This window comes from Bradyrhizobium ferriligni (assembly GCF_056837965.1).
Window position 1 is genome coordinate 1 of record NZ_JBXEJO010000019.1, and the last position, 21,330, is coordinate 21,330.

Below are 21,330 nucleotides of genomic sequence, written 5' to 3' on the forward strand. Positions count from 1 at the left end.
GGGGGCTCTCTCCGCGAGTCTCATTGCGGAGAGAGCCCCCACCCGTCGCGCTGCGCGCGCCGACCTCCCCCGCAAGCGGGAGAGGTGAAGCGGAGTCTGCTGCTAATTCGAAAAAAGTGATGTCGTTCTGCGCCGTGCCGGCGCCCGCATCGCGGCAGGCGGCGGAGCATCCACCGGACGGTGGATTGTTCCAAATGCCGACATGCCGAACGTTTGGCCATCATGCCGGCGTCGTGCGCGGTTCAGCCTTGTGCACCGCACGGTGAGAGGCTGATCGCTCCAGGCTTTCCCAATCGAGAAGTTTGATCCGTATGAACAGGACATTCGCCGACACGGTCTTCCGCAACGGCCGGATCTACACGTCGAACCGCGGGCAACCCTGGGCGACATGCGCGGCCGTCAAGGCCGGCCGGTTCATCGCCGTCGGCGAGGAGCGCGACGTCGCGGCGCTCATCGGCGAGGGGACGGTAACCGTCGATCTCGGTGGACGCATGGCGATGCCGGGGATCGTCGACATCCACAATCACATCATGATGGGCGGACAGGCCGATCTCTACGAGCTGCGCTTCTCCAACGCCGACAGCATTCCAAGGATCGCCGAGACGCTGCACAAGGCTGCCTCAGCGGCTGCGCCGGGCACCTGGATCGTCGGCGGGCAGTTCGGCAACAATCTCCTGAACGAGATGAACACCGCGGAGTCCTGTGCGCTGCTGGACGCGGCCTGCCTCGGGCATCCCGTCGTGCTGCGCGACGACACCTATCATAATCGCTGGGCGAGCTCGGCGGCGCTGCGGCTGGCCGGTGTTGCGGCCGACACGGCTGATCCGACCGACGGTGAGATCGGCCGCGACCTCAAGTCCGGGACGCTCACCGGGATCATGATCGAGGCCGCCTCGGGCCTGGTCGAGCGGGCGCTCGCGGCCTCCGGTCACTACACGGCCGAGATGGATCGCGCGGCGGTGGCGCGCTCGATCTCGGTGCTGAATGCCTATGGCGTCACCGCCTTCATCGACGCTGCCAGCATGCAGCCGATCATGGCGGCGCTGAAGGGCCTCGACGACCGCGGCGAGCTCACCGCCTGGGCGGTCTGCGCGATGCCGGTGGTCGAGCCGGGCTTCATGTTCGGCAAGGCCGGCGAGGAGCTGTTCGCGCTGCGCGAGGATTACCGCGGCGCGCATGTGAAACCCGATTATGTGAAGGTGTTCCTCGACGGCGTGCCGGGTGCCAAGACCGCGGCCTTCCACGAGCCCTACGTCGCCGATCCCGTGCGCGGCTGCTGCTTCCGCGGCGCCACCATGCTGACCGTGCCGGACCTGATCCGCTGGCTCGGGCGCTGCGAGAAGCTCGGCCTTGCGGCGAAGATCCATTGCGCGGGCGACGCCGCGGTGACGCAGGCGCTCGACGCCATCGATGTCGTGCGCAGCTTCAACGGCCCGACTCATCTGATCCATCAGATCGCGCATGCGAGCTATATCGCACCCGACGATATCAAGCGCTTCGCCGCGCTCGGCGTCGCGGCCGATCTGTCGCCAATCATCTGGTATCCGACCATCTTCCTCGAGGCGCACAAGGCGGCGATGGGCGAGGAGCGCGCGCAGCGCTTCTGGCCGAACCGCGATCTGAAAGAGGCCGGCGCACTGATGGCCGGCGGCTCGGACTGGCCGGTGATCCCGATCCCCGATCCCTGGCAGGGCATCGAGGGCATGGTGACGCGGCAAAATCCGACCGGGGATTTTCCCGGCAAGTCGCTGTGGGCGGAGCAGGCGCTCGATCTCAAGACCGTGATCGACATCTACACCATCGATGCCGCACGCGCGGCCGGGCTCGGCCAGTCGATCGGCTCGATCGAGGTGGGAAAGTCCGCCGATTTGATCGTGCTCGACCAGATGATCTTCGACATCCCGCCGGATCAATTGGCCGATACGCGGGTCGAGATGACCTTCTTCGAGGGTCGCAAGGTCTACGAGCGGGGCGCATGATGGCAGCGGTGGATCAGATCCCGGTCACGGTGCTGACCGGCTTCCTCGGCAGCGGCAAGACCACGGTGCTGAACCATTTGCTGCGCCAGCCGGAGCTCAATGGCGTCGTCGCCATCATCAACGAGTTCGGCGAGGTGGCGCTGGATCATCTGCTGGTCGAGAGCAGCGAGGACCGCCTGGCGCTGCTCGACAATGGCTGCATCTGCTGCTCGGTGCGCGAGGATCTGATCGAGACGCTGGCCGACCTTGCGTCGCGCCGTGCTGACGGCGCGATCCCGCCATTCCACCGGGTGCTGGTCGAGACCACCGGGCTAGCCGATCCCGTGCCCGTGCTGCACACGCTGATGACGGCGCCCGATGTCCTCAGCCGCTACCGGATCGACGGCGTGGTCGCGACCGTCGATGCGGTTAATGGTGCACACACCCTTGTGGCGCATGGCGAGGCCGTCAGGCAGATCGCGGTCGCCGACCGGCTGCTGGTGACCAAGACCGACCTTGCCGCCGGTGATGCATTGGCGCGGCTCGATGCGCAGCTTGCGGCGATCAATCCGGTCGCGACGCGCGCGAAAGTGCGGAACGGGATCGTCGATCCGGCGAATGTCCTCGATGCCGGGCTGTTCGATCCGGCGGCACGCTCCGCCGATGTCGTGCGCTGGTTCGATCTGGCGTCGCAGGCGGCCAACGCATCGCACGATCACGGGGATCATCACTGCGAGGGCGAGGCGTGCAGCCACAGCCATCACGTGCACGACGCCGGCGTGTCATCCTACAGCTTGGTCATCGACGAGCCGATCCAACGCGAGGCGTTCGCGCGCTGGCTCGATTATGTCGCGGCGCTCAAGGGCGAGGACCTGCTGCGCTTCAAGGCGATCGTGCACGTTGCCGAGCAGCCCGACGCGCCCATGGTGGTGCACGGCGTGCAGCACGTGTTCCATCCGCCGATCACGCTTGCCAGCTGGCCGTCGGCGGACCGGCGCTCGCGGCTCGTCTTCATCGTGCGCGGCATCCCGCGCCGGATCATCGAAAACACCTTGTGCAAATTCGCCGCGGTGAGCCGTGCGGCGATCCAGCGATCGGCTGCGTGAGCCGCGGTCAAGCATTTTCATCATTGGTTGTGGAGGGAGAGGGACATGACTGAGACAAGGAACAATACGGCGTCCGGCCGGCTCAATCGGCGCACGCTCTTGAAAGCGGCCGGTGCCACCGGTCTCGCATCGGCGATGAACGTGCCGCTGGTCAATGTCGCGCGGGCCGCCGGCAACACCATCAAGATCGGCTGGGTCGGCTGCCTCTCCGGCGTCCGGGCGCAGTTCGCCGAGCCCGATCCCTGGATCCATGAGCGCATCAAGGCACGGCTGAAGGATGGTCTGAAGATCGGCGGCAAGACCTATCAGGTCGAGCTGGTGTTCAAGGACAATCAATCCGATCCGAACCGCTCGTCGGTGATCGCGAGCGAGCTGGTGCTGCGTGAAAAGTGCGACCTGATCCTGATCGAGGACGGCGATGCGCAGCCGCCGGTGCAGGAGCTCGCCGACGCCCGCGGCATTCCCACCATCTCGACCATGGTGCCGTGGCAGGGCTGGATGTTCCCGCGCAAGTCGACGCCGGACAAGGGGTTTCCGTACAGCTACCATTTCTTCTGGGGCGCCGACGACGTCGCCAAAAATTTCTTGGGCATGTGGCAATCGGTCGAGACCAACAAGAAGGTCGGCACGCTCTACATCGACAACCCGCCGGGCCAGGCGTTCTCCGATCCGAAGCTCGGCCTGCCGGCGGGCATCTCGGCGGCCGGCTATCAGGAGTTCTCGGCCGGCAAATTCCAGATCGCGACCGACGACTTCACCAACCAGATCGCGCTGTTCAAGAACAACGGCGTCGACATCGTCTCCGGCTTCACCTTCAGCAATCACTGGGTGACGCTGTGGAATCAGGCGGCGCAGGCCGGGTTCAAGCCGCAGATCTGCACGGTGGCGGCGGCGTTCCTGTTCCCGGCCGCGGTGAATGCGCTCGGCGATCGCGGCGACGGCATGTCGACCGAAGTGTGGTGGACGCCGGCCTATCCGTTCAAGTCCTCGCTGACCGGGCAGAACGCTGGCGAGCTCGCCGCGGAGTGGGAGAAGACGACAGGCAAGCAGTGGACGCAGCCGATCGGCTACGCCCATGCGCTGTGGGAGGTCGGGCTCGCGGCGTTGCAGAACAGCGATCCCAAGGACAAGAACTCATTGCGCGATGCGATCGCCGGCCTCGACATGGAGACCGTGGTCGGTCGGGTCAAGTTCAAGGACAGCCCGATCAAGAACGTCGCGGTGACCTCGCTGTCGGGCGGGCAATGGCGCAAGGCCAAGGGCGGCAAGTCGAAATACGAGCTCCTGATCGTGCACAACGGTACGGCGCCGTTCATCCCGAAGCAGGCCGATCTCCAGCTGCTCTCCAAGCTGGCCTGAGATGGCACCGCTTCTGCGCGTCAGCGGGCTGTCCAAGCGCTTCGGCGAGATTGTGGTCGCCGACAATGTCAGCTTCGCGCTGGCGCGCGGCGAGTGCCTCGGCGTGATCGGCCCAAACGGCGCCGGCAAGAGCTCGTTGCTCAACCTGATCGTCGGCCTGCTCACGGCCGACGGCGGCTCGATCATGCTCGACGACAGGGAGATATCAGCCCTGCCGCCGCACCGCCGGGCGCGGATGGGGCTCGGGCGGGCGTTCCAGATTCCGCAACCGTTCCCGCATCTGTCGGTCTACGAGAACGCGCTGGTCGCGGCGTCCTACGGCGCGGGCCTCACCGGCGAGGCGGCATCGAGCTGGACCATGGAGGTGTTGCAGCGCACCGGGCTCGACGCCAAGGCCGACAAGCTCGCCGGCGCCTTGCCGCTGATCGACCGCAAGCGGCTGGAATTCGCCAAGGCGCTGGCCTCGAAGCCGAAGCTGATCCTGCTCGACGAGATCGCCGCCGGGCTGACCGAGCCGGAGGTCGAGCGCCTTGTTGCCATCATCCAGTCGGTGAAGGCCGATCACGCCATGATCTGGATCGAGCACATTCCGCACGCGCTGCGCGCGGTGTCGGATCGCATCCTGGTGCTCGACTTCGGCCGCAAGGTGCTGGAAGGGCCACCGGCCGAAGTCATGGACAGCGCCGTGGTGCGCGAGATCTACATGGGATTGAAGGCCGATGGCGTTGCTTGATGTGAACGGCCTGCAGATATTCTACGGCGATCTGCAAGCCGTGTTCGACATGAACTTCACCGTCGCGGACGGCGAGGCGGTGGCGCTGGTCGGCGCTAATGGCGCCGGCAAGTCCACGTTCCTGAAGGCGCTGGTCGGTCTCAACGAGGAGCGGCGAGGGGCGGTGCAGTTCGACGGCATCGATATCTCGCAGATGCCGGCGGAAGAGGTGTCGCGGCTCGGCCTCATCATGGTGCCCGAGGGCCGCCTGCTGTTCGACTCGCTGACGATCGAGGAGAACCTGCTGATGGGCAGCGTCAACCGGCGTAAAGGGAGCTGGACCCTGCGGCGGGTGTTCGACCTGTTCCCGATCCTTGAGGAGCGGCGGCGGATGTTTCCTGGCCAGCTCTCCGGCGGCCAGCAGCAGATGGCGGCGATCGGCCGCGCGCTGATGTCGAACCCGCGGCTCCTGCTGTGCGACGAGATCTCGCTCGGGCTCGCGCCGGTCGTGGTCGAGCAGATCTACCGCTCCTTTGCCGACATCCGCCGCGAGGGCACCGCCGTCGTGCTGGTCGAGCAGGACGTCAAGCGCGCGCTCGCGACCTCGGAGCGGATCTATTGCCTGTTGAAGGGGCGGGTGTCGCTGACCGGCCCGGCGCAAGGCTTGCAGCCGGAGCAGCTGACGCACGCTTATTTCGGTAACTAGCCAGGATTGGCACGACATGATCTGGGTTGAGACATTGATCAACGGGGCCCTGCTCGGCGGGCTCTATGGGCTGCTCGGCATCGGGCTCGCGCTGGTGTTCGGCGTGATGCGCGTCGTCAACATCGCCCACGGCGAGTTCATGGTGCTGAGCGCGTTCTGCGCCGTGCTGCTCGCCAACCTGTTTCCGCAGGTGTCGCCGCTGTTAATGCTGATCCCGGTGATCGCGCTGTCTTTTGCGGCCGGTTGGCTCTATCAGGCCGCCATCGTCAACCGCGTCGTGACGTCGCCCGATCCGCTCTCGCCGCTGCTGCTGACGTTCGGCGTTTCAGTCATTCTGCGCAACGTGATGGTCGAGGTGTTCGGCGCCGACGTGCGCAGCCTCCAGGTCGGCGAGCTGTCGCGCGCCAGCCTCGAAATCGCCGGGCTGAACATCGGCATCATGCCGCTGCTGACGCTGGTGCTTGCCGCATTGCTGTTCATGGCGCTGCAACTCGTGCTGCGCCATACCGAGTTCGGCCGTATCGTGCGCGCCACCGCCGACCGCCGCGATATCGTCCGGCTGTCCGGGGTCAAGCCCGACCGGGTTTATAACTACGTCATGGGCCTGTCGCTCGCGCTTGGCGCGATCGGCGGCGTGCTGCTCGCGGTGCGCTCGAGCTTCACGCCGTTCTCGGGCGCCGAACGGCTGCTGATCGCGTTCGAGGTCGTGGTGCTCGGCGGGCTCGGCTCGTTCTGCGGCGCGCTGCTCGGCGGCATCGCGCTCGGCATGGCGCAATTGATCGGCCTGAAGATCGATCCGAATGCCGGGCTGCTCTATGCGCACCTCCTGTTCTTCATCATGCTGCTGATCCGGCCGTCGGGTCTCGTGTCGAGCAGGGTGTGATGCCGATGCCGACACGGACCATTCTTGCGGCCTCTGCCATCGTGCTCGTCGCGGTGATTGCCGGCGCCCCCTTCGTGCTGAACGAGGGTTTTCTGCGGCTCGCGACCGAATGCCTGCTCTTGCTGACGATGGCGCAGATGTGGAACCTGCTGGCGGGCTATGCCGGGCTGGTGTCGCTCGGCCACCAGGTCTTCATCGCGTTCGGCGCCTATGCGCTGTTCCTGACTTCCGGCTGGCTCGAGGTCACGCCGATCTGGGTGCTGCCGGTCGCGCCGCTGGTCGCGGGCGCGGTTGCGGCGATCATCGCCTTTCCGCTGTTTCGTTTGCGCGACGCCTATTTCTCGATCGCGATGTGGGTGTTTGCCGAGATCATCGGCGCGTTCACGATGAAGTCGCAGGCCGTCGGCGGCACGTCGGGCGTGCCGCTCGCGACCAGCAAGCTGATCGATTTCGACTGGTTCGAGCCGACGATGTTCTGGCTCGCCGGCGGCCTGACGCTCGTGACCATCGCGGCGCTGTACAGGATGATGACGTCGAGCTTCGGGCTCGGGCTGATGAGCGTGCGCGACAATGATCTTGCCGCGATGAGCGTCGGCGTCGACGTCCGGCACAACCGCTTCGTCGCCTTCGTGCTCTCGGCGGCGGGATGCGGGCTTGCCGGCGCGCTCAGCTTCATGGGCAATCTGTTCATCGCGCCGCTGGCGGCCTTCGACGTCAACTGGTCCGTCTACATGATGTTCATCGTGATCATCGGCGGTATCGGAACCCTGGAAGGCCCGATCCTCGGCGTCATCATCTTCTTCGGCCTGCGCGAATTGATGACCGGACCGCTCGGGCTGTCCGGCGGCTGGTATCTGGTCGGGCTCGGCATTATTGCCGTCGTGGTGATGATCGTAGCGCCGCGCGGCATTTGGCTGGCCCTACGCGATCGCATCGGCGTGCGGCTGCTCGATGTCCACCGCGCCGCGCCACGCCCGGCCGCGGCCGCGATCCTGCCGGCTGCGCCGGAACAAGTTACCGGATAAAGCGGGCCTTCACGTCGCCACCGTTGTTTGTATTCTGACAGTTCTGGCTTTGAGTGGAGGGCGGAATGGCTCTGATATCCCGGCATGGCGTATGGGCAGTCGCCGGTCTGATGGCAGCGACATTGGCGGCGCCGCTGCCGGCGCAGGCCGAGCGCCGGATGTGGCCGCAGGTGACCGCAACGCACCCGATGGACGGGCTCACCACCGACGAAATCCGTTCGGTCTCCGATATCCTTCACGGCGCCGGCAAGCTCGACGATTCGGCGCGGGTCGTCTCGATGTCGGTCGAGGAGGACCCCAAGGACGAGGTGCGGGCGTGGAAGCCCGGACAGCCATTCACGCGTCGGGCCAGCGCCACGTTGCTGAGCGGCGGGCATCTCTACGAGGCGCATATCGATCTCGCCGCGCGGAGCCTGCTGGGCTGGCAGGAAGTCAGGGATCATGAGGCTGCGCTGACCATCGACGAGCTGATCTCCGCCGGCGACCTGCCGAAGCAGGACGCGCGCTGGATCGCTGCGATGGCCAAGCGCGGCATCACCGATTTCCGCAACGTCATGTGTCTGCCGCTGACGGTCGGTCCGGTGAGCGACCCGGCCCTGAAGGGCCGCCGCCTGCTCAACGTTCCCTGTGTCGACACTACGGGGGCCGCCAACAATCTCTGGGGCAAGCCGATCGAGAACCTGTTCGCCCAGGTCGATCTCAAGAGCAAGACGGTGCTGTCGGTGACCGATCTCGGCGTGGTGCCGCCACCGCCGCAGACGCCCTCGCACGCCTATGCCGACTCCGGAACATATCGCAAGCCGCCGAAGCCGATCGAGATCAGCGCGCCTGAAGGCAGCAATGTGAAGGTGGAGGGCGGCCAGGTCCGCTGGGACAACTGGTCGTTCCATGTTCGTCTCGAGCCGCGCGTCGGCGCCGTGCTGTCGCTGATCCGCTACGATGACCACGGCACGCTCCGCGACATCGCTTATCAGATCTCGGCGAGCGAGATGTTCGTGCCCTATATGGACCCGGCGCCGACCTGGTCGTTCCGCGCCTATATGGATATCGGCGAGTACGGCTTTGGCGTGCTCTCCAGCGAATTGCAGCGCGGCGTGGATTGTCCCGAAGGCGCGCATTATCTCGACCTGACGATCTCGGATACCAAGGGCGCGCCGGTCGTGTCCAAGGGCGCGGTCTGTATCTTCGAGCGCCCGACCGGCGATCCGATCTGGCGCCACAGCGAGCTGATCAACAACACCGCCGAGGTGCGGCCGAACAACGAGCTGGTGGTGCGGATGGCGCCGGTGGTCGGCAATTACGACTATCTGGTGGACTACGTCTTCGACCGTGCCGGCAACATCGATGTGCGGCTCGGCGCCTACGGCATCGATGCCACCAAGGGCGTCGCGAGCAAGACACTGAGCGACGCAACGGCTGCGCAGGATACCGCCTTTGGGACGCTGGTCGATGAACGGCTGCTCGCGGTTAATCACGATCACTACATGACGTTCCGGATCGACATGGACGTCGACGGCACCGCGAACCGGCTGGTCGAGGATCGCTTCAATGTCCGCCGGCTGGAGCAGGGTCAGCGCAAGAGCCTCTGGCAGGTCGACACCAGGCCGGTTGCGACCGAAGGGCCGATCACGATGCCGCTGAACGCGGCGCAGTTCAGGATCGAGAGCACCGGCAGGACCAACAGCCGCGGCTATCGCACGAGCTATCAGCTGATGCCCGGTCACTCCGACGTCTCGCTGCTCGCCAAGGACGATCCGATCCAGCTGCGTGCGGGTTTCAGCGCCTACACGCTGTGGACCTCGGCCTACGCCAAGGACGAGCGCTACGCTGCGGGCATGTATCCGAACGGAAACCCCGAGGTCGACGGCCTGCCGAAATGGACGGCGGCGAAGCGGCCGATCGAGGACCGCGACCTTGTGCTGTGGTACACGGTCGGCTTCCGCCACGTGCCGCGCGCCGAGGATTGGCCGGTCATGCCGGGCCTGTGGCATGGCTTCCGGCTGCGTCCATTCAACTTCTTCGATCGCAATCCCGCGCTCGACGTGCCGCCGATGGTGAATGCCAGGGAGACGAAATGAGCGGCCGCGCGCATCGCATCGGAGCGGCGGCCGGCGTGCTGCTTGCGCTGCTGGCGACCGGCCCAGCCGCGCGTGGCGCGGCGGCCGAGAGCATCGCCGACGATGCGTCCTTGCTCTATCTGAGCACCAGCGACTGGGAGAGGCAACCGGCGCCGCGCAAGGTCGCGCTCGCGGCCGACTTCATGCGCATCTTCTGCACCGATCAGACGATGTCGGCCATATCGCTGGCCGAGTGCCTCGACCGCGGCAAGGCGGATGGCGCGCTGTTCGAGCGCGCCATGGCTTGTGTGAGTGCGCTATCAGGAAGCCGCTGAGAGGCCGGCGTCGATTCCTTCGGCGATCCGCCTCACGTCGGCCGACGTCAGGATCAGGGGCGGCGACAGGATCAGGTTGTTGCCGGAGACGCGGAGCATCACGCCGGCCTCGTAGGCGGCGTCGGCAACCTTCGCCATCGTCTTCTTGTCGGCGGGCTTCTTGCTGTCGCGATCGGCCACCAGTTCGAGCGCAGCCATCAAACCCTTGCCCCTGACGTCGCCGACCAGCGCATGCCTCGCCTTGAGCGCGGCCAGCGCGCGCGCAAGGTCCTCCCCGCGCGCGGCGGCGTTCTCGTCAAGCTTCAGGCGGCGGGTCTCGGCGAGCGCCGCGAGGCCCGCGGCGCAGCCGACCGGATGGCCGGAATAGGTGTAGCCGTGGCCGATCGAGCCGAACGTGGTCGTGTCGGCCTCGAAGGCCTCCGTAACCTGCTCGCCGATCAGCGTCGCGCCGAGCGGGAAATAGCCTGACGTGATCGCCTTGGCCATCGTCATCATGTCGGGCTTCACGCCCCAGAGCCGCGAACCCGACCACGCGCCGGTGCGTCCGAAACCGGTGACGACCTCGTCCGCGATCATCAGGATGCCGTGATGGTCGCAGATCTCACGCACGAGCTTCATGAAGCTGTCCGGCGGCACGATCACGCCGCCGGCCCCTAACACCGGCTCCATGATGAAGGCGGCGATGGTGTCGGCGCCCTGGAACGCGATCTCCTCCTCCATCGCCGCCGCACACAGCTGCGCGAGTTTTGCGGGATCGGTCTCGTTGAAGGGATTGCGATAGGTTGACGGCGCGGGGATATGGAACACGCCGGGCAGCATCGGCTCATAGTTGCGGCGGAAATTGGCGTTGCCGTTGACGGAAGCGCCGCCGAAATGGGTGCCGTGGTAGCCCTTCTTCAGCGCCAGGAACTTGGTGCGGTCAGCCTGGCCTTTGATCTTCCAGTATTGCCGGGCGAGCCGCAGCGCGGTCTCGACCGAGTCCGACCCGCCCGAGGTGAAGAAAGCGCGCACCATGCCTTCCGGTTTGAACCATTCGGTGAGCTCGTAGGCGAGCTCGATCGAGGGACCGGATGAGGTGCCGCGGAAGCCCGAATAATATGGCAGCGCGCTGAGCTGGTCCGCGATCGCCTGTTTGATCGGGTCGCAGCTGTAGCCGAGATTGACATTCCACAATCCGCCGACCGCGTCGATCACGGTCTTGCCGTCGATATCGGTGACTTCAACGCCTTCGCCCTTCATCACGATCCGCGGCGGCTGCGCCCGCATTTCGGCGGGATGGGCCATCGGGTGCCAGATCGGCTTGGCGTTGTTCTCAACCAGGAAGTTTTTGTCGCGCATGATCGTTCCCTGTCCGGCTGGAGCCTTTTCCGTTTCGATGCAATCGGGACGGGGCTCCAGATTCTGGTCTTGATGCGCTTTCTTCACGCGAACCGGTACCCACTTCGCTCGAAAGCGCTTTAGTCGAATTGCAGCCCGAAATGCCGCAGCGCCTCGCCGTAGGACGTGGCAGGATTGCGCACATCGAACAGCACCGTGCGCATGTTGCATGCGGCGGCGCCTGCGATGTTGCGGCGCTGGTCGTCGACGAAGACGCAATTGTCTGCCTCCAGCGCCAGTTCGTCCAGCACGCTTTGATAGGCGCGAGGGTCGGGTTTCAGGATCCCGGTATGCGTGGCATCGACGATGGTGTCGAAGCGCTTGAGGATGGAAAGACGGCTGCGGAAATCGGCACCGTAGAACAGGTCGAGCTCGTTCGAGAGGATGGCGAGGCGGAACCCGGCATCGGCGGCGAGGGTGATCGCGCGCGCTGCCTCGGGGCGGATCACGGTGTCGGGATCGGCACCGCGCGCGCGTTTCACGAAGGTCTCCATGTCGCGCCAGTCCTCGCCGATCAGGCGCCCGACCTCGCGGCTGCGGGTCAGCCAGTAGTCGCGCTCAGAAATTTCGCCACGCTGCATGGAAGTCCAGAGCGGATCGCTGTCGGGCGCGAACGGTCCGAGCCATTTCAGTGTGCACGGGGCGAGCCCGAGCGTACGCTCGGTCAGGTCATGGGTCTCGAACAATGTCTTCGAGATCACCCCGCCGAAGTCGAGCACCAGCGCCTGGGCAAGCGGCCTCCTCATGCGGCAGCCGTGGTGCGGCCGCGAGGGACAATGCCGGCAGCGACCCACCGATCGAAGATGCCGAGCACCGTTTCGTTGAATGCGGCGCTGTTGATGTGATCCTTGATCTCGTGCAGTTCGACCGGCGCCTTGATCGCCGATCGCATGGCGTCGACGAAGGCGGCGAGGGCGTCGGGATCGTGCAAGGCTTCGCCTTCGCGATCCCATTGCTGGATGCCGCCGGCGGGCAGCACGAAGGCAACGGGAGCGTTGGCCTGGGACAGTTTCCCGGCAATCGCGCGGGCGATCCGTTGGCGATCAGTGGATCCCGACGTTGCCGACGCAAGCAGCCGGTTGTGCGCGTGGAATGGACGATCCGACAGCTCGTTCGGAACCCCAAGCCATGCCGGGAAGTCGACCATGTCGATCGCCCCGGGTGCGACGATCTGTGGAATCCCGGCTCTGCCCGCATTCTCCAGCCTGTCGGCGCCGGAATTGACCACCGAGCCGGTAAGCTGGTTGGCGACCTCCTGCAGGCTGAGGTCCAGCACCGCGGCGAAGCCACCTTGCGCGGCGATCGATTCCATCGCGCGGCCGCCCATGCCGGTGGTGTGGAAGACGACCACCTCGTAGCCGCGCCGTTCGAGCTGCGGCTTGAGCTCGACCATGTAGCGCAGGCAGCTCTTGCCGAGCGAGGTGATCGCAACGACCGGCCGATCCTTACGCGGCCTGATTGCGCTTCTGGCGGCGCCGACGATCGCGCCGCAGGCTTGCGACAGCACGGCGGTGCAGGTGCCGTTGAGGCCGTAGAGGCCGCCGGCCCACAGGATCATCATCAGGTCGGCGGCGACGCGCTCGGGCGGGATCAGATGCGAGAAGGCGACGGTCGAGACGATCAGCTTCGGCAGGCCGAGCGGCAGCGCCTGCGCGACGTCGAGGGCAAGGTCGGTGCCCATCGTGCCGCCGATCGCGATCACGCCGTCGATTGCATCGCGCTCCGCGAGCGCGCGCGCCAGATTGGCGGCGCCGACCGCCATCAGCGACATCGCGGAATTCTCGTCGCCGCTCGATGCAACAGCCTCGATCGTGGTCTGTGCGGCGGCCGCCACCGCGTGCTTGTCATGCGCCACCTGGTACGGCGGATCGCCGAGCACGCTGATGTCCATCATGATGGTTCGGCCACCGGCGCGCGCGATGCACTCGCTCATGAACAGCAGTTCGTCGGCCTTGGTGTCTCCCGTTCCGATCAGGAGAATGCGGGGCTGCGTCATCTCAGGCATGACCTTCGGCTCGCCGGCAGGCGTAAGGGATGGTGACAACCGGTTTGCATAACGCGGGCGGAGCGCTCGGCCATCGTGCAATCACGCTACGGGGACGGGCCTTGCCGTGACATCCACCTATCGGTTGATTGCTGCCAAAGCCTTGATTTGGCGAGGATTGCGCCATGCCAGCGGTCTTGCTCGGAAGCCGCTTTTGTCATCGCCATAGTTGTCTCGCATGCAGCAAGCCCAGATCGATCGACTACGCGCGGCCGTCATTCCGGCCCAGCAGCTCTTCATCGGCGGGCGGCCGGCGCTGGCGATCAGCGAGGCACGGCTTGATGTCGTGTCGCCGATCGACGGCCAGGTATTGACCAGCATAGCTGACGGCGACGTGGCCGATGTCGACGCCGCGGTCAGACATGCGCGGCAGGCCTTCGAGCAGGGCAGCTGGTCGCGCGCGGCGCCGGCGCAGCGCAAGAAGGTGTTGCTGCGGTTCGCCGACCTCATCGAGCAGCACGCGCTCGAGATTGCGGTGCTCGGCGTGCGCGACAACGGCACCGAGATCAGCATGGCCTACAAGGCCGAACCGCTCTCGGCCGCCGGCACCATCCGTTACTACGCCGAGGCGATCGACAAGGTCTATGGCGAGATCGCGCCGACCTCAGGCGATGTGCTCGGGCTCGTGCATCGCGAGCCGCTTGGTGTCGTCGGCGTGATCGTGCCGTGGAATTTCCCGCTGATGATCGGAGCGTGGAAGATCGGCCCGGCGCTCGCCGCCGGAAATTCGGTCGTGGTCAAGCCGCCGGAGCTTGCCTCGCTGACGCTGCTGCGGCTTGCCGAGCTCGCGACCGAGGCGGGGTTACCCGACGGCGTGCTCAACGTCGTCACCGGCCGCGGTGCATCCGCCGGCGAGGCGCTTGCGCTGCATATGGATGTCGATGTGCTCGCCTTCACCGGCTCGGGCGCGGTCGGCAGGCGCTTGCTGGAATGCTCGGCGCGGTCGAACCTGAAGCGCGTCCATCTCGAGCTTGGCGGCAAGTCGCCCAACATCGTGTTCGCCGATGTGCCCGACATCAAGCATGCGGCCAAGGTCTCGGCGAGCGGGATCTTCCGAAACTCCGGCCAGGTCTGCGTGGCCGGGTCGCGGCTGCTGGTGCAGTCCTTGATCTATGATCGCTTCATGGCCGAGCTGCTGGCCGCCACCGCCAAGCTGCGCGTCGGCGATCCCCTCGAATTGACCTCGGATATCGGCGCCATCGCGAGCAAACCGCAGTTGCGCAAGAATCTGGATGCCGTTGCCGGCGCGGAAGCGCAGGGCGCGACGCGGCTGGTCGGCGGCGAGCAAATCCACGTCGAGAGCGGCGGCAACTTCATGGCGCCTACGATCCTCACCGAGGTGACGCCGTCGATGCAGGTCTGGCGCGAGGAGGTGTTCGGCCCGGTGCTGGCAGTGACGCGGTTCGAGGGCGAGGAAGATGCCACAGCGCTCGCCAATGCGACTCCCTATGGACTTGCGTCGGCGGTGTGGACCGCAAGCCTGTCGACGGCGCATCGCATGGTGCGCGCCATCAAGGCCGGCGTCGTGCACGTCAACGCCTATGGCGGCGCCGACATCACGGTGCCGCTCGGCGGCTTCAAGCAATCCGGCTTCGGACGCGACAAGTCGCTGCACGCCCTCGACGCCTATACCGACCTCAAGACCGCCTGGATCGCGCTATGACAGCTGCAACTGCCGAACGCGCCGGCGTTCTGAACCGACTGCTCGATGCTGAGCAGGAGCGCTTTCGCGCGCTGCACCCGCGATCGGCCGCGGCCTGGCAGGAGGGAAGGCAGCACTACCTTTACGGCGGCCCGTCGCATTGGATGCGGCGCTGGGCCGGCGGATTCCCTGTCTATGCCGAGGAGGCGCAGGGCGCGCATATCAGGGACATCGACGGACGCGACTACATCGATTTCTGCCTTGGCGACACCGGCGGCATGTGCGGCCACGCGCCCGAGGCGGTGACCGAGGCGGCGCTCGCTCAGCTCAAGCGTGGCGCGACCATGATGCTGCCGACGGAAGACAGCCTTTGGGTCGGCGCCGAGCTGTCCCGCCGCTTCGGTCCGAAATACTGGACGCTGACGACGTCGGCGACCGATGCCAACCGCGCGGCGATCCGCATCTCGCGCATGATCACCGGCCGGCGCAAGGTGCTGGTGTTCTCCGGCTGCTATCATGGCGGCGTCGAGGAGGCGCATGTCGAGATCCGCGAAGGCCGGGTCGGCCTGCGCAACATGATCCATCCCAACGGCATCGATCATGATGCGGTGAGCCGGGTCGTTGAATTCAACGATGTCGCGGGGCTGGAGGCGGCGCTTGCGCATGGCGACGTCGCCTGCGTGCTGACCGAGCCGCTGATGACGAATTTCGGCATGATCCCGGTCGATCCCGGTTTTCACCGGGCGTTGCGTGACCTGACCCGCCGCGCCGGCGCCGTCCTCATCATCGACGAGACCCACACACTGTCCTGCGGCCCGTGCGGCTATACGGAGAGCCATGGGCTCGAGCCCGACATCTTCGTCGCGGGCAAGGCGATCGCGGGTGGCATCCCCGCCGGCGTGTTTGGTCTCAGCCACGAGATCGCGGAGCGACTCTGGAAACTCGTTCCCCACGTCAATCCGCGCGAGCGGCAGTCGGCGCATCTTGGATTCGGCGGCACGCTTGCCGGCAACGCGCTGACGGTCGCGACCATGCGCGCGGTGCTCGAGAAGGTGCTGACCTCTGCGAATTACGAGCGGATGATCGGAACCGCGACCTGGCTCGCGCAGGAAGCGCGCCGGCTGATCGCGGCGGCCGGTCTGCCCTGGCACGTCACGCAGATCGGCGCGCGCGCCGAGATCATGTTCATGCCGCGGCCGCCACGCAGCGGCGCCGACGTCATTGCCGGCCGGCAACCCGATCTCGAGACCCTGCTGCATGCGTTCTACATCAACGAGGGCATTCTGGTGACCCCGTTCCACACCATGCTGCTGATGTGTCCGGCGACGTCCGCGCGCGACGTCGACACACACACGGCGGTGTTGGCGCGGTTCATCGACTTGCTCCGCGGCGCGGGAGCGATCTGATGCAGGCGCTACCGTTCAATCTTGACGGCCGGATCGCCATCGTCACCGGCGGCGGCAGGGGGATCGGCGCGGCCATCGTGAGACGGCTCGCAGAGGCCGGCGCGACCGTGGTGATCGCCAACCGGACGCTTGATGTGGCCGAGGCGTTGGCGCGCGAATTGACGGCCGATGGACGGGCGGCGCATTGCGTCCCGTTCGACCGGCTGGACCGCAGTAGCTTGCGCGCGATGGTCGATCGCGTCGCTGCTCAATATGGCCGGCTCGATATCGTCGTGCACAATGCCGGCGGCTGTCCGTGGTCATCGCTTGAAGAGCTTGATGAAGCCAAGCTTGAGGACACGCTGGCGCTTAACCTCAACGCCAGCATCTGGCTCGCGCAGGCCGCGATTTCGCACATGCGCGCCGTCGGGTTCGGGCGCATCCTCGTGACGTCCTCGGTTTCCGCGCGTGTCGCGATGGGCGGCGGCGCGCATTACTCGGCGGCGAAAGCCGGCGTGAACGCGTTCATCCGCGGCGCCGCCTTCGAGCTCGCGCGCGACGGCATCACGGTCAACGGCGTCGAGGCCGGCTTCATCGAGAAGCCCGGCCGCGGCACCATGAGCGCGCCGGAGAACAAGGCGAAGCTCGAGCGCTTCATCCCGATGGGGCACATGGGCAGCGCCGACGACATCGCCTGCGCAATGCTCTATCTCGCCTCCACCGAGGCCAAATACGTCACCGGGCAGACCATCGTCGTCGACGGCGGCTCGACGCTGCCGGAGACCGGATTTGCCGTCGAACGGCAGTGGGGAGTCTAGATGAGCATGATCTTTTCGGAAAACCGGTTTCCACCTTTCCGGATCATGCTCTGATGCCGCGGCTCGACGGAAAGACGGCGCTGGTGACGGGCGCAGCCACGGGGATCGGCCGGGCCACGGCGGCGCTGCTGGCGTTGAGCGGCGCGCACGTCGTGCTGTTCGGCCTCGGCGACGCCGAGCTTCAGGACGCCGCGGCAGCGTGCGGAGGGCAGGCGATCCATGGTGACGTCACGCGGCCGGACGACATTGCCAACGCCGTCGCCGCCTGCGGGGCGTGGCTCGACATCGTGGTCAACGCCGCAGGCCTGATCGTGCCGGATCAGCCCGCCAGCGTCTCCGACGAGGTCTGGGCCAAAACGCTCGACGTCAACCTCACGGGGACGATGCGCGTCTGTCGCGCGTCGCTGCCGCTGCTCCGGCAGCGCGGCGGCGCGATCGTGAACGTCGCCTCGGTTGCCGCGTTCAATGCCAGCCCAGATAGCGCAAGCTACGCCGCCAGCAAGGCGGCCGTCGTCGCCTATACGCGCTCGCTGGCCTATGCGCACGGCGCCGACGGCATCCGCGCCAATGCGGTGGCGCCCGGCTGGGTGCGCACGCCGATGAGCGCCCATGAAATGCAGCTGCTTGCGGACCAGAACGACACCACTGTCGATGCCGAGATTCGCGGCGTCGAACGACGCATTGCCCTGGGACGGATGGCCGAGCCCGCCGAGATCGCTGCGTGCTGCCTGTTCCTGGCCTCCGACGAGGCGTCCTTCGTGACCGGCGCGGTGCTGGTCGCCGATGGCGGCGGCCGCTCGCCGACGCAGAATCGCGCGGTGTAGAACAGTCGGCGAGCCGGTCACGAGGCAGGCGGCACCTTGATAACGACCGGCGGATTTGGCACTCTCGCGCCGTCACGTCATTCGATCGAGGGGCGTTATGAACAAGTCATTTTCCGTGATCATTGCCGCCGCCGCTTCCATCGTCGTTCTGTCTTCGACGGCGGCGCGATGCGGGGACTACTATCCGTTTGGCGATCCGCCGTACCGGCTGGACTACGTGCAAGAGCCCCAGATCGCATCGGGCTGCTGGAAATGGAATTGGCAGCTGTACCAGTGGCAGGATCGCTGCCCGGTCTACGTCAATCCGAAGGCGTATATGTTCTCGCGCTCATCGCGCGCCGTGCTCCGCACCAAGGGGTGAGGAGAGTTCGGCTGCTTGAGGTGCTCTGCGTCACGCCCATTGGAGCGACGCAGAGCACGCACTCATGAATGCGCGATGGTGCACGCCACCTGGTGACGCTTGCCGAAGTTGAGCAGCGCGTTTTCCCGGAAGCCGTCCAGCCAGACGCCGCGGCCCGCATAGCGATAGCCGACGCCCATCGGAACGTGCCGCACATGGATGCCGCCACGGCCGGTGAGCAGGGAGGCCGTGACCACTTCGCCCTCGACCGACACAGCGCGCGGGCACAGCGGATATTGATGGCCGTTCTCGCAGGTGAAGACGATCTCGGTACAGGTGCCGACCGGTGCTTTCGTGACCAGGCCAAGGTCCGCTGCCGCCGCCGGCCCGGAGTTGCCGAACAGCGTTGTGCCCAAGGCCAAAATGCCTGCGACCGTGTAGCCAAACCGAATACGCATCTGTGCCCCCTCGTCCAGCGACAGGCTAAGTAATTGAGGAAAATATCTCGCGCTAAATGAGCAAAAAAAACTTCGGAGGTCAAACCTCTGCCCAGTGCGGTGCGGGGAGATCGGCCGGCGCCAATGCGAATGGCGTGTCAGGTGTTGCAAGTTTGCTGCAGTAAGTCTGAATTCGGCTGCAAGCTGGCCGGTAGCGTTAACGCACCTTTACTGGCCACAATTCGCCCTGCAAGTGGTGTGATGTATTGAGTCGTGTTCCGGAGATTGCTTCAATGAGCCGACCGGATCGCATCACGAACGCATTCGGACGGACATCGGGGGTGGGAATGGACTTCCGTGGTGGCATTGCACGTTCGCTACTGGCCCTGATGATTGTCTCATTGCCTGCGCTGGCAGCTCATGCGGAGACTCAAGCTCAACCGGCGAACGGTCGGGCAGCGGCGGCTCAGGGCGATCAAGCCTTTTCTGGCCCGAGCTTCCGCAAAGGTCTGTGGCGCTTCGTGCGAACGCTCGATGTGGTCAGGACCGCCAACAAGAACTTCAAGTATCGGGTGGTCAACGCGGAGACGACGCGCTGCGTCGACCCGACCCACGCCATGAAGGCGACCTTTGCCTCGGGATCGATCGGAAGCTGCGTCTCGGACAAGCCCGAAAAGGTCGGTAATCAATACACCTTCGGACGCCGCTGCGATTACATGGGGACGGTCAGCACCGTCATCACCGTGCGCAGCGACGAGGCCTATACCGAGCTGAACGAGATCAGCACCGGAGAGCATCCCCGGACCGACACGGTCGTCGCGACAAGAATTGGCGACTGCGACGACGGTAGCGCGGCCAAGATTGAGGCCAAGTCAGAGGCCAAATCAGAGGCCAAGACTGACAAGTCCGCTGCAGCGGCTTTGCAGCACTAGCCGGCAATCCAGACGGCGGATGGCGGCGGACGAGGCGTCCATTCGTCCCGACGGCATAGGGCTGCGCTTCCTTTCGCGCCGAAGCTGCCCGGCCCTGAAGCAACCGGGCATTCACCGTGTTTGGCGCGAGAGCTCGTGAGGGCTTCGAGCAAAAGCCAAGCATTTACGGGGCCTTAACGCGAAATGCTCCTGAATGATGTGAGGTTGGACGTGCTTCAAGCGAAGTCGCGCGATCCGCGTCAATCGGCCGGTTAGGGATTCAATAAATGACATCGCGTGAGGGCTTCGCCCCGTCGAAGATCTGCGCATCCGCGCTTGGCGTCGTGACCGCGCTTTCCGTGATCGTGCTCGCCGCCCCGAGCGCCGTGGCGGAGGAGGGATTCAGCGGGCCGACCTTCCGAAAAGGAATGTGGCGCTTCGTGCGGACGCTGGAAATCGCCACGTCCTCGAACGTCCGGCAAACGCTGCTCGAGCGCGAAATGACGCGCTGTGTCGATCCGACCCAGGCGATGAAGGCGACCTTCGCATCCCCGTCCGTTGGAAATTGCCACTCTTCGCGGCCGGAGAAGATCAACAACAAATACGTCTTCTCCAACCGCTGCGACTATCTCGGGCCGGTCAGCACCGTCATCACGGTTCTCAGCGACGAGGCCTATACCGAGGTCAACAAGACCAATGTTGGTCAGGCGCCGCGGACCGACCGGGTGGTCGCCCGCCGGATCAGCGATTGCCACGAGGATAGAGCTTCGCTCAGCCAGCCGGCCTCCGCACCGAGCGAGGTGCCGCTGCAGCAGGACGAAGCAGAGGGCGAGCCGCTCTAAGGCGGCCGGTCTACGCGGGCATTCAGGGCATCAGCATTCGCGTCACCTGGTCAGATCTTTTGCTGGCCTCCCGGGCCGCTGACCTTGACGGTGATCTTCTGAATTTCGGTCCGACCGCCCTGGTACTTGACCTCGATGGTCAGGGCGTCATCGCCGAGAAATTCCGGCGGCGCCTTGTAGAAGGCGACATAGGCCGGCACCTCGAGCGCCAGGCAGGCCTTGTAATTGGTGGCCTTCGCCTTCGCCGACTTCACCACCACCTTTCCGGCAGCCGGCGCAGTGACCAGGCGGATGGTCGGCAGCGGCCCCGACGTGCAATCAGGTAACACGTTGAGGTAGAGGCCAATCTGGGTGTCCCGATTGGCCAGGGCGCGAACCTGGCGCTCCACCGTGGTCTCCTGCGGGACGGGTTGTGCAGGGGCTTGCGCGGCCGCCGCGCCGAAACAGCCCCAAATCAAGACAGCGGCACACGCCTGAAGAATCACCCGCATCGACTGCTGCTCCAAATCGCCGGGAAGGACGAACGGGGCCGGGGAAATACTGCTTTCGGCCAAGTTAATCCGGCTAAG

21 protein-coding genes are annotated in these 21,330 nt (G+C 65.8%); 16 read left to right on the top strand and 5 right to left on the bottom strand.

Going from position 1 to position 21,330, the window contains the following annotated elements; all coding sequences use genetic code 11:
* The first annotated feature begins 311 nt into the window (after nucleotides 1-311).
* The 9 genes from AC1VNY_RS13370 (at nucleotide 312) to AC1VNY_RS13410 (ending at nucleotide 10,141) form a co-directional block, all read left to right on the top strand.
* Nucleotides 312-1,979: an amidohydrolase gene (locus AC1VNY_RS13370; protein WP_482405478.1), complete on the top strand. Its 1,668-nt coding sequence runs from the start codon at nucleotides 312-314 to the stop codon at nucleotides 1,977-1,979.
* Nucleotides 1,976-3,064: a CobW family GTP-binding protein gene (locus tag AC1VNY_RS13375; RefSeq protein ID WP_482405479.1), complete on the top strand. Its 1,089-nt coding sequence runs from the start codon at nucleotides 1,976-1,978 to the stop codon at nucleotides 3,062-3,064. The genes AC1VNY_RS13370 and AC1VNY_RS13375 overlap by 4 nt, the downstream gene beginning before the upstream one ends.
* Before the next feature lie 45 nt (nucleotides 3,065-3,109).
* On the top strand, nucleotides 3,110-4,423 hold the full coding sequence (locus tag AC1VNY_RS13380; RefSeq protein WP_482405480.1) for an ABC transporter substrate-binding protein: 1,314 nt from the start codon (nucleotides 3,110-3,112) through the stop codon (nucleotides 4,421-4,423).
* 1 nt (nucleotide 4,424) lies between these two features.
* Nucleotides 4,425-5,156: an ABC transporter ATP-binding protein gene (locus tag AC1VNY_RS13385; protein WP_283062350.1), complete on the top strand. Its 732-nt coding sequence runs from the start codon at nucleotides 4,425-4,427 to the stop codon at nucleotides 5,154-5,156.
* Nucleotides 5,143-5,841 carry an ABC transporter ATP-binding protein gene (locus AC1VNY_RS13390; RefSeq protein ID WP_028331396.1) on the top strand — a complete coding sequence of 233 codons (699 nt, stop codon included), beginning with the start codon at nucleotides 5,143-5,145 and terminating at the stop codon, nucleotides 5,839-5,841. The genes AC1VNY_RS13385 and AC1VNY_RS13390 overlap by 14 nt, the downstream gene beginning before the upstream one ends.
* Nucleotides 5,842-5,857: 16 nt before the next feature.
* Nucleotides 5,858-6,724: a branched-chain amino acid ABC transporter permease gene (locus AC1VNY_RS13395; protein ID WP_482405481.1), complete on the top strand. Its 867-nt coding sequence runs from the start codon at nucleotides 5,858-5,860 to the stop codon at nucleotides 6,722-6,724.
* Nucleotides 6,724-7,749 (top strand): branched-chain amino acid ABC transporter permease, encoded by a 1,026-nt coding sequence (locus AC1VNY_RS13400; protein ID WP_482405482.1) that lies wholly within the window; start codon nucleotides 6,724-6,726, stop codon nucleotides 7,747-7,749. Before AC1VNY_RS13395 ends, AC1VNY_RS13400 begins: the two co-directional genes overlap by 1 nt.
* Before the next feature lie 65 nt (nucleotides 7,750-7,814).
* A complete protein-coding gene (locus tag AC1VNY_RS13405) occupies nucleotides 7,815-9,827 on the top strand; it encodes a copper amine oxidase (RefSeq protein ID WP_482405483.1) in 2,013 nt (670 codons plus the stop codon).
* Entirely contained in the window at nucleotides 9,824-10,141 is a 318-nt protein-coding gene (locus AC1VNY_RS13410) for a hypothetical protein (RefSeq protein WP_482405484.1), read from the top strand. The genes AC1VNY_RS13405 and AC1VNY_RS13410 overlap by 4 nt, the downstream gene beginning before the upstream one ends.
* Here the strand turns inward: AC1VNY_RS13410 and AC1VNY_RS13415 are convergent.
* From AC1VNY_RS13415 to AC1VNY_RS13425, 3 genes are all read right to left on the bottom strand, one after another.
* On the bottom strand, nucleotides 10,127-11,479 hold the full coding sequence (locus tag AC1VNY_RS13415; RefSeq protein WP_482405485.1) for an aminotransferase class III-fold pyridoxal phosphate-dependent enzyme: 1,353 nt from the start codon (nucleotides 11,477-11,479) through the stop codon (nucleotides 10,127-10,129). The genes AC1VNY_RS13410 and AC1VNY_RS13415 overlap by 15 nt on opposite strands.
* A 119-nt stretch (nucleotides 11,480-11,598) precedes the next feature.
* Nucleotides 11,599-12,264 (bottom strand): HAD family hydrolase, encoded by a 666-nt coding sequence (locus tag AC1VNY_RS13420; RefSeq protein WP_482405486.1) that lies wholly within the window; start codon nucleotides 12,262-12,264, stop codon nucleotides 11,599-11,601.
* Nucleotides 12,261-13,523 (bottom strand): Tm-1-like ATP-binding domain-containing protein, encoded by a 1,263-nt coding sequence (locus AC1VNY_RS13425; RefSeq protein ID WP_482405487.1) that lies wholly within the window; start codon nucleotides 13,521-13,523, stop codon nucleotides 12,261-12,263. Before AC1VNY_RS13425 ends, AC1VNY_RS13420 begins: the two co-directional genes overlap by 4 nt.
* Before the next feature lie 217 nt (nucleotides 13,524-13,740).
* Here AC1VNY_RS13425 and AC1VNY_RS13430 point away from each other — a divergent pair, with 217 nt between their 5' ends.
* From AC1VNY_RS13430 to AC1VNY_RS13450, 5 genes are all read left to right on the top strand, one after another.
* Nucleotides 13,741-15,225: an aldehyde dehydrogenase gene (locus tag AC1VNY_RS13430; protein ID WP_482405488.1), complete on the top strand. Its 1,485-nt coding sequence runs from the start codon at nucleotides 13,741-13,743 to the stop codon at nucleotides 15,223-15,225.
* A complete protein-coding gene (locus AC1VNY_RS13435; protein WP_482405489.1) occupies nucleotides 15,222-16,610 on the top strand; it encodes a transaminase in 1,389 nt (462 codons plus the stop codon). The genes AC1VNY_RS13430 and AC1VNY_RS13435 overlap by 4 nt, the downstream gene beginning before the upstream one ends.
* The gene (locus tag AC1VNY_RS13440; protein WP_482405490.1) at nucleotides 16,610-17,407 is read left to right on the top strand and encodes an SDR family oxidoreductase; all 798 of its coding nucleotides are present in this window, start codon (nucleotides 16,610-16,612) and stop codon (nucleotides 17,405-17,407) included. The genes AC1VNY_RS13435 and AC1VNY_RS13440 overlap by 1 nt, the downstream gene beginning before the upstream one ends.
* Before the next feature lie 53 nt (nucleotides 17,408-17,460).
* Nucleotides 17,461-18,231 carry an SDR family NAD(P)-dependent oxidoreductase gene (locus tag AC1VNY_RS13445; protein WP_482405491.1) on the top strand — a complete coding sequence of 257 codons (771 nt, stop codon included), beginning with the start codon at nucleotides 17,461-17,463 and terminating at the stop codon, nucleotides 18,229-18,231.
* 97 nt (nucleotides 18,232-18,328) lie between these two features.
* Nucleotides 18,329-18,592, top strand: coding sequence for a hypothetical protein (locus tag AC1VNY_RS13450; RefSeq protein WP_028345104.1), 264 nt, complete (start codon nucleotides 18,329-18,331; stop codon nucleotides 18,590-18,592).
* Between the two features lie 62 nt (nucleotides 18,593-18,654).
* Here the strand turns inward: AC1VNY_RS13450 and AC1VNY_RS13455 are convergent, their stop codons facing one another.
* Nucleotides 18,655-19,029 (bottom strand): hypothetical protein, encoded by a 375-nt coding sequence (locus AC1VNY_RS13455; protein WP_028345103.1) that lies wholly within the window; start codon nucleotides 19,027-19,029, stop codon nucleotides 18,655-18,657.
* Nucleotides 19,030-19,301: 272 nt separating this feature from the next.
* Between AC1VNY_RS13455 and AC1VNY_RS13460 the strand changes: the two genes are divergently transcribed.
* Both AC1VNY_RS13460 and AC1VNY_RS13465 read left to right on the top strand, forming a co-directional pair.
* Nucleotides 19,302-19,940, top strand: a complete 639-nt coding sequence (locus AC1VNY_RS13460) for a hypothetical protein (RefSeq protein WP_482405492.1) — start codon at nucleotides 19,302-19,304, stop codon at nucleotides 19,938-19,940.
* A 266-nt stretch (nucleotides 19,941-20,206) separates the two neighbouring features.
* On the top strand, nucleotides 20,207-20,761 hold the full coding sequence (locus AC1VNY_RS13465) for a DUF3617 domain-containing protein (RefSeq protein ID WP_482405493.1): 555 nt from the start codon (nucleotides 20,207-20,209) through the stop codon (nucleotides 20,759-20,761).
* A 50-nt stretch (nucleotides 20,762-20,811) separates the two neighbouring features.
* Here the strand turns inward: AC1VNY_RS13465 and AC1VNY_RS13470 are convergent, their stop codons facing one another.
* Complete coding sequence (locus AC1VNY_RS13470; RefSeq protein WP_244435646.1) at nucleotides 20,812-21,315, bottom strand: hypothetical protein; 504 nt, start codon at nucleotides 21,313-21,315, stop codon at nucleotides 20,812-20,814.
* Nucleotides 21,316-21,330 lie beyond the last annotated feature (15 nt).